Origin of the sequence: Pseudomonas sp. GM21, from assembly GCF_000282215.1 — a bacterium.
In the GTDB taxonomy this organism is placed as follows: Bacteria; Pseudomonadota; Gammaproteobacteria; order Pseudomonadales; family Pseudomonadaceae; genus Aquipseudomonas.
The window spans coordinates 1-7,741 of sequence record NZ_AKJS01000041.1 but is presented as its reverse complement, the minus strand read 5'-3'; the positions used below and the strand labels follow the sequence as shown (position 1 = coordinate 7,741).

Here is a 7,741-nt window from a genome sequence, read left to right as displayed (position 1 = left end):
ACACAGAATTCAGTACACCCTCAACTGGCGGCGAACGGGATGCTGGATAACCTCGGCTACCCAAACCCACGCCACACAGCTAATACCTGACTGTAACCAATCCTCATGTAGGAGTGAGCCTGATCGCTATGGCGGTGTGTCAATCGACATCAACACTGAATGTCATGCCGCATTCGCGAGCAGGCTCGCTCCCACAATTGGCACCTTTTTGTGGACGCCATTTTCTCGGCGATTATTGGGGAACAGGATTTCTATTGGGGAGTTGATACCCCATAGCCCTTCTCTGTTTGATATTTGCGAAACGAAACGGGCTTTCCGAGCCTAGCGAATCAGACATCGTCTTAAATATGTTCAGATATTCACCCTTGAGTTCGTCTGGAACACTACGATACCCCCCCTCATATAGTCATGAACAAATGCAAACTTGACAGACTTATGAATCGAGTGAGGGTCTTCAATTTTGACGACCTGCCCAAAATCGATTGGCACTACACCCTCGTTGGTCACTTTAAAATTGCCCGGTTTAGGGTCTCCCATTATGAAGCCTTGTTCGTAGAGCGTTTTAACGCCCGCTTTGACTTCGTCTTGAGTCGGAGCGCCACCCTCAACAAATGGCATCACCAACTCCCCTTGTGACAAATAAGCCAAATTGTGTTGATTTTTCGCTACTACCATATAGTCATTGCATATATTCAATTCATGCAGCATTGCAGCTGGATCGGCTTTATTGAATTGCTTGATCACATGGTCGCCAATTTTCAGTACGCACCCATAACTGCCACTTGCCAAATATACCGGTTCGCCATGATGCTGCCGTAACAGCGCGAGCCGATCGGGCCCAGTATTAAATTCTGCTCCTTTTTTCTCCTTATCTCGCCCAATGGAAAGCAGGCTGTCGCAACTAGCCAACCACATGCTGAATTGCGCTTTGGCATGCTCGTTTTTTACATGTTTCAAAGCATCACTCAATGCAACCTTAACCGCTTTGACAGACACAGCATCAACTTGCACCCCGTCAGCTGCCGCGCGCCCTTTAAATATGCTTTCCCCAACAGCGCTAGAAAGTTGATTATCCCGATTTGCAATACTTACAAGCTTCGTGAAGGTTTTTTCGGAAAAACTATGATTATCTACTTTCCTTAGCAGTGCCGCATTTAGCGTATCAGTAGACACATTGATTCTATTTGCAAAAGCTATGTTCATCATTAAACACCCTAAATCAGAATATTTTAATCCAGCACCAGGGCGCTTTAGATTGCCATGCCTGCATCGTTCGACTGGCGACATTGCCCCGCTGCACAATAAATCTATCGATCCAAAGGCGGCTTGCAACTTCCGCCCATTCGTAAAAATTACTTTGATCAAAACAAGACATGTTCACCAACACCCGAATACTCCCACACGTACCTGTCCAAACCCTGAACACACACCCAGAAACATCCCGAACCATTGAAACCACCCCCCACCTGCCCCATCTAACACCCATACCCAATACGCAGGTGCCCCATGAGCGACCAGCAAGAATTCCCCGAAGACCCGAGCGACGACGTCGAAGCAGAGCACACCGAACACCACTCCACCGGCAAAGGCCTCGCCCTGCCCGGCCAGAACCTGCCGGACAAGGTCTACATCATCCCGATCCACAACCGCCCGTTCTTCCCGGCCCAAGTGCTGCCGGTCATCGTCAACGAAGAACCGTGGGCCGAGACACTGGACCTGGTCAGCAAAGCCGATCACCACTCCCTGGCCCTGTTCTACATGGACTCGCCCCAGGAAGACCCGCGCCACTTCAACACCGGCGCATTGCCGGAGTACGGCACGCTGGTCAAGGTGCACCACGCCAGCCGTGAAAACGGCAAACTGCAATTCGTCGCCCAAGGCCTGACCCGGGTGCGCATCAAAACCTGGCTCAAGCACCATCGACCGCCGTATCTGGTGGAAGTCGAATACCCGCACCAGCCAACCGAGCCGACCGACGAGGTCAAGGCCTACGGCATGGCACTGATCAACGCGATCAAGGAACTGCTGCCGCTCAACCCGCTGTACAGCGAAGAACTGAAAAACTACCTCAACCGCTTCAGCCCCAACGATCCATCGCCGCTGACCGACTTCGCCGCCGCCCTGACCTCGGCCACCGGCAGCGAGCTGCAAGAAGTGCTCGACTGTGTGCCCATGCTCAAGCGCATGGAAAAAGTCCTGCCGATGCTGCGCAAGGAAGTCGAAGTCGCGCGCCTGCAAAAAGAGATTTCCGCCGAAGTGAATCGCAAGATCGGCGAGCATCAGCGTGAGTTCTTCCTCAAGGAACAACTCAAGGTCATTCAGCAAGAACTGGGATTGACCAAGGACGACCGCAGTGCCGACATCGAGCAGTTCGAGCAACGCCTGACCGGCAAAGTCCTCTCGCCGCAGGCGCAGAAACGCATCGAAGAGGAAATGAACAAACTGTCGATCCTCGAAACCGGCTCACCGGAATACGCGGTCACCCGCAACTACCTCGACTGGGCAACCTCGGTGCCGTGGGGCGTATACGGCGAGGACAAACTTAACCTCAAGCATGCCCGCAAAGTGCTGGACAAACACCACGCCGGCCTCGACGACATCAAGGACCGCATCCTCGAATTCCTCGCGGTGGGTGCCTATAAAGGCGAGATCAGCGGCTCCATCGTGCTGCTGGTCGGCCCGCCGGGCGTAGGTAAAACCAGTGTCGGCAAATCCATCGCCGAATCCCTCGGCCGGCCGTTCTACCGCTTCAGCCTCGGTGGCATGCGCGACGAAGCCGAGATCAAGGGCCATCGCCGCACGTACATCGGCGCGCAACCGGGCAAACTGGTACAGGCGCTGAAAGACGTAGAAGTGATGAACCCGGTGATCATGCTCGACGAGATCGACAAGATGGGCCAAAGCTACCAGGGCGACCCGGCCTCGGCGCTGCTGGAAACCCTCGATCCGGAACAGAACGTCGAATTCCTCGACCACTACCTGGACCTGCGTCTGGACCTGTCGAAAGTGTTATTCGTGTGCACCGCCAACACCCTGGACTCGATTCCCGGACCATTGCTGGATCGGATGGAAGTGATTCGCCTGTCGGGCTACATCACCGAAGAAAAAATCGCCATCGCCAAGCGCCACTTGTGGCCCAAGCAACTCGAAAAGGCCGGCGTGTCCAAAGGCAGCCTGAGCATCAGCGACAGCGCCCTTAAAGCGTTGATCGACGGTTACGCCCGTGAAGCCGGGGTCCGTCAGCTGGAGAAACAACTGGGCAAACTGGTGCGCAAGGCTGTGGTTAAGTTGATCGACGAACCGAAAGCGGTGATCAAACTCGGGCCAAAAGACCTCGAAGCCTCACTCGGTCATCCAGTGTTCCGCAACGAGCAAGTACTGTCCGGCACGGGCGTTATCACCGGACTTGCCTGGACCAGTATGGGCGGCGCGACCTTGCCGATTGAAGCCACGCGCATCCACACGCTGAACCGTGGCTTCAAACTCACCGGGCAACTGGGCGATGTGATGAAGGAGTCGGCGGAGATTGCCTACAGCTACGTCAGCTCCAACCTGAAGTCGTTTGGTGGTGATCCGAAGTTCTTCGACGAAGCTTTCGTCCACCTGCACGTCCCGGAAGGTGCCACCCCCAAAGACGGCCCGAGTGCTGGCGTGACCATGGCCAGCGCCCTGCTCTCGCTCGCGCGCAACCAGCCGCCGAAAAAAGGTGTGGCCATGACCGGCGAACTGACGCTGACCGGGCATGTACTGCCGATTGGCGGGGTGCGCGAGAAGGTGATTGCTGCACGGCGGCAGAAGATTTTTGAATTGATCTTGCCGGAGCCTAACCGTGGCAGTTTTGAAGAACTGCCGGACTATCTGAAGGAAGGTATTACCGTGCACTTCGCCAAGCGCTTTTCAGATGTGGCGAAGATTCTGTTCTGACCTCGTAATCTGATCGTTCCCACGCTCTGCGTGGGAATGCATCCTGTGACGCTCTGCGTCACGCTTGTGATGGGACGCGGAGCGTCCCGGGCGGCATTCCCACGCAGAGCGTGGGAACGATCATCTCCCGCAGCTTCGTCACACTTTGCCTCATCTTCAGTTATGCTCGCCGTTCGTCGTGAATGCCGGAGCCCCTGACCTTATGTCCCCCATCCGCCTGTTGGTTCTCCTCGCCCTATCCTTGCTGGCCGCCTGCGCCTCGCAACCGAAACAGAACGTGACCGTGGTAAAACAAAGCCAATGCCCGGTGAAACTGAACAGCGGGCAAAACCTCATTCTGACCCTGCCCAGTAACCCATCCACAGGTTACCGCTGGGCAATCCAGGATTCGGCCGGCGGCGTGCTGCATGCGCTCAGCCCCGAGGTTTACAGTAACCCCGAAGACGCCGGCATCGTCGGCAGCGCCGGCATCTCTACCTGGCGCTTTCAGGCGTTCACCGCCGGCACCGGCCGCCTGCGTCTGACATCCCAACAACCTTGGGCCCCAGAGGTATTGCCGGTGGAAACGTTCGATTGCGCGATCTCGGTTAACTGATCGTGGGCTGGCTTATTCTGGCGTTGATGGGTGCTGTGACCTTTCTGTATGGCGTGAGCATGCAGGCAACGTTGCTCTGCCTGCTGGTCAAACCGATGCCCGTGCTGGCCTTGCTCGGTTGGTTGCATGATGCGCCCCCAGGCGACTATCGCCGCTGGATCAGCCTTGGCCTGATTTTCTCGCTGCTCGGCGATGTATTGCTGGCGTGGCCGGGGGATCTGTTTGTGTTTGGCCTGGGCGCATTTCTGGTCGCGCATCTGGCCTATCTCAAAGCTTATTTGAGTGATTGCCGACGGTTGGCGGTGTTGCCATTGGTGATTGCGTTGGGTGTCGGCGCGGTGCTGCTGGGGATTTTGATTTCCCATGGACTCGGCCCGTTGCTGGTCCCCGTGATGGTTTATGGTTTGGCCATCAGCGCCATGCTCTGGCGGGCACTGGCTCGCTTGGGCACTGAAGTCCCCAATCGCTCGGCGCTACTCGCAGCGGCAGGTGCAGTGGCGTTTGTGTTCTCCGACAGCGTGATTGGCATCAATCGATTTGTGATGCCATTCGACGCAGCGCCCTACGTCATCATCCTCAGTTACTGGCTGGGACAATGGGGTATCGCAGCCTCGGCATTTGATAAAAAACAAATAACAACTTAGACAGATGCTCATAACCATAAAACCAACAAACCGTCTCGAAACGTTATAAAACTCTGTCAGATATGACAGTTGCTCAGATTTTCTAGCCTATTTACTATCCCGGTGGCGTTATCCCACCACGAATGTAAACCAAGGAAGATAATAATGAGATTTTTCAAAAGCAAAAATTCGGTGAGCGCACTTGCAATGGCCCCCTTTGTCTCCGTCAATTGCGATATTAAAGCCACGGTTTCACACCGCGTGGAGTTTCATACTCAAAACATCCAGTTTTACAAAGATAATGACAGCAACCGGATTGGCTATATTGGTCGTTCCTATGAAAACGGCTTTGCCGATTCCAGAAAAGGGATGATGTTTGAATTTACCAGTGACATTCAATCCGGCACCTATTCACCCAAAGACTCTAACTTTCCATTTGACACATTTCAATATTATGAATCTGGAGCTAACGACGACTTTTCGACTTCTTACACCTACAAACCCGAAAGCGGCTCTATTACCGTCGAAGTAGTCCAGAGCGACTCCGAGGCATTGCGTTACATCTTCATTTTTGACTTCAAAGGGAAGGACAACAGGACCGAAGAATTGCATATCGCTGGTAAAGCCGAACTCAACGTTTTCATGCGTTCTAGATGATCTCGCTCTAAACAATGAGTGACCAAGTCTTTCTCCTCGACCTGGTCATTTCATTTTCTTTTCCACATGCTCTCTGCAGCCAAATCCCATCTTCCTCCTTCGCAAATCCCCCACGGTTTATCAGACAACCCGCGCATCCCCCCGTCAATTTGGCTAAAATGCCGGCCTTTTCATCCAAAGCCGCTGGAACCGCCGTGAGCAAAGAACCCGATCGCCTTTTCGCCCAGCCTTTGGCCCAGGTGCCTGACTTCGCCTTTAATGAGGACGTGGTGCGGGTGTTCCCGGACATGATCAAGCGCTCGGTGCCGGGTTATCCGACCATCGTCGAAAACCTCGGCGTGCTCGCCGCGCAGTTCGCCCAGCCCAATAGCGTGCTCTACGACCTCGGTTCGTCACTCGGTGCCGTGACTCAGGCGCTGCGCCGTCACGTGCGCACCGACGGTTGCCGCGTCATCGCTGTGGATAACTCGGCGGCAATGGTCGAACGCTGCCGCGAATACCTCAACGGCCAGGACTCGATGTTCCAGGAGTTGCTGCCGGTGGAAGTGATCGAAGGCGACATCCTCGCCCTTGAGTTTCAGCCAGCCTCGGTGGTGGCGCTGAACTTCACCCTGCAATTCATCGCCCCGGACCAGCGCACGGCGTTGCTCTCGCGCATCCGCCAGTCGCTGTTGCCCGGTGGCGCGCTGATCCTGTCGGAGAAGCTGCGTTTCAACGATCCCGAAGAACACGCGCTGCTCACCGACCTGCACGTCGCCTTCAAACGCTCCAACGGCTACAGCGAACTGGAAATCGCCCAGAAGCGCAGCGCCATCGAAAACGTCATGAAGCCCGACAGCCTCGAAGAACACCGCGAGCGCCTGTTGGCCGCCGGGTTCTCGAAAGTCGTGCCGTGGTTCCAGTGTCTTAACTTTGCCTCGTTGATTGCCTTGCCATGATTGATTTGTCCCCCCTCGCCCGCCGTCTGGCCGGTACACCGCTGGCCGAATGGGCCAATACCCTGCAAGCGCAACTCGACAAGAAAATGGAAAAGGGTCATGGCGACCTGGAGCGCTGGCAGAGTGCGCTCGATGCTCTGCCAAAGATTCAGCCAAGCAAAGTCGACTTGCTCAATGGCCTGATGCTGGACACCGATTGCGACGACGAAACCCGTGCGCAGATGCGAACGGCGCTGATGGGGTTGTCACCGTGGCGCAAAGGCCCGTTTGACCTGTTTGGCGTGCACGTTGACACCGAATGGCGTTCGGACTGGAAATGGTCGCGTGTCGCACCGCACCTGGATCTGAAGGGCAAACGCATCCTCGACGTCGGCTGCGGTAATGGTTACTACATGTGGCGCATGCTCGGTGCCGGTGCCGACAGCGTGATCGGTGTCGACCCGAACTGGCTGTTCTTCTGCCAGTTCCAGGCAGTGCAGCGGTACCTGTCCGAACCGAATGCCTGGCACCTGCCATTCCCGTTTGAAGACTTGCCGCCGGAGCTGGAAGGCTTTGATACGGTGTTTTCCATGGGCGTGTTCTACCATCGCCGCTCGCCGATCGAGCACTTACTGGCGCTGAAAGATTGCCTGGTCAAAGGCGGTGAACTGGTGCTGGAGACGCTGGTGATCGAAGGCGATCAGCAACAGGTGCTGGTGCCGGAAGACCGTTACGCGCAGATGCGCAACGTGTGGTTCCTGCCATCGGTACCGGCGCTGGAGTTGTGGTTGCGACGTGCCGGGTTTACCGATGTGCGTTGCGTGGATGTGAGCGTGACCACGATCGAGGAACAGCGTGGGACGGAGTGGATGAAGTATCAGTCGCTGAGCGATTTTCTTGATCCGGACGATCACAGCAAGACGATTGAAGGGCTGCCGGCGCCGATGCGTGCGGTGATTGTTGCCCGTAAGTAATCCCCCGATCTCACTACCAGTGGTGATCAACTGTGGGAGATTCTATGTTGC

Annotated in this window: 7 protein-coding genes; 6 read left to right on the top strand and 1 reads right to left on the bottom strand. The window is 55.6% G+C overall.

All coding sequences use genetic code 11. From position 1 onward, the window contains the following. Positions 1-351: 351 nt before the first annotated feature. Complete coding sequence (locus PMI22_RS21610) at positions 352-1,287, bottom strand: hypothetical protein (protein WP_157214410.1); 936 nt, start codon at positions 1,285-1,287, stop codon at positions 352-354. A gap of 219 nt (positions 1,288-1,506) precedes the next feature. On the opposite strand from PMI22_RS21610, the gene lon reads away from it, so the two are divergent. The 6 genes from lon (at position 1,507) to cmoB (ending at position 7,690) form a co-directional block, all read left to right on the top strand. Continuing rightward, positions 1,507-3,924 (top strand): endopeptidase La, encoded by a 2,418-nt coding sequence (lon, locus tag PMI22_RS21615; RefSeq protein WP_007944128.1) that lies wholly within the window; start codon positions 1,507-1,509, stop codon positions 3,922-3,924. Between the two features lie 202 nt (positions 3,925-4,126). Next, entirely contained in the window at positions 4,127-4,519 is a 393-nt protein-coding gene (locus PMI22_RS21620) for a protease inhibitor I42 family protein (protein ID WP_007944127.1), read from the top strand. 2 nt (positions 4,520-4,521) lie between these two features. Next, positions 4,522-5,163, top strand: coding sequence for a lysoplasmalogenase (locus PMI22_RS21625; RefSeq protein WP_033048947.1), 642 nt, complete (start codon positions 4,522-4,524; stop codon positions 5,161-5,163). Between the two features lie 144 nt (positions 5,164-5,307). Beyond that, positions 5,308-5,799, top strand: coding sequence for a hypothetical protein (locus PMI22_RS21630; protein WP_007944125.1), 492 nt, complete (start codon positions 5,308-5,310; stop codon positions 5,797-5,799). Between the two features lie 158 nt (positions 5,800-5,957). Next, positions 5,958-6,737 (top strand): carboxy-S-adenosyl-L-methionine synthase CmoA, encoded by a 780-nt coding sequence (cmoA, locus tag PMI22_RS21635; protein ID WP_177323422.1) that lies wholly within the window; start codon positions 5,958-5,960, stop codon positions 6,735-6,737. Further along, a complete protein-coding gene (gene cmoB / locus PMI22_RS21640) occupies positions 6,734-7,690 on the top strand; it encodes a tRNA 5-methoxyuridine(34)/uridine 5-oxyacetic acid(34) synthase CmoB (protein ID WP_007944122.1) in 957 nt (318 codons plus the stop codon). Before cmoA ends, cmoB begins: the two co-directional genes overlap by 4 nt. The last annotated feature ends 51 nt before the right edge of the window (positions 7,691-7,741 follow it).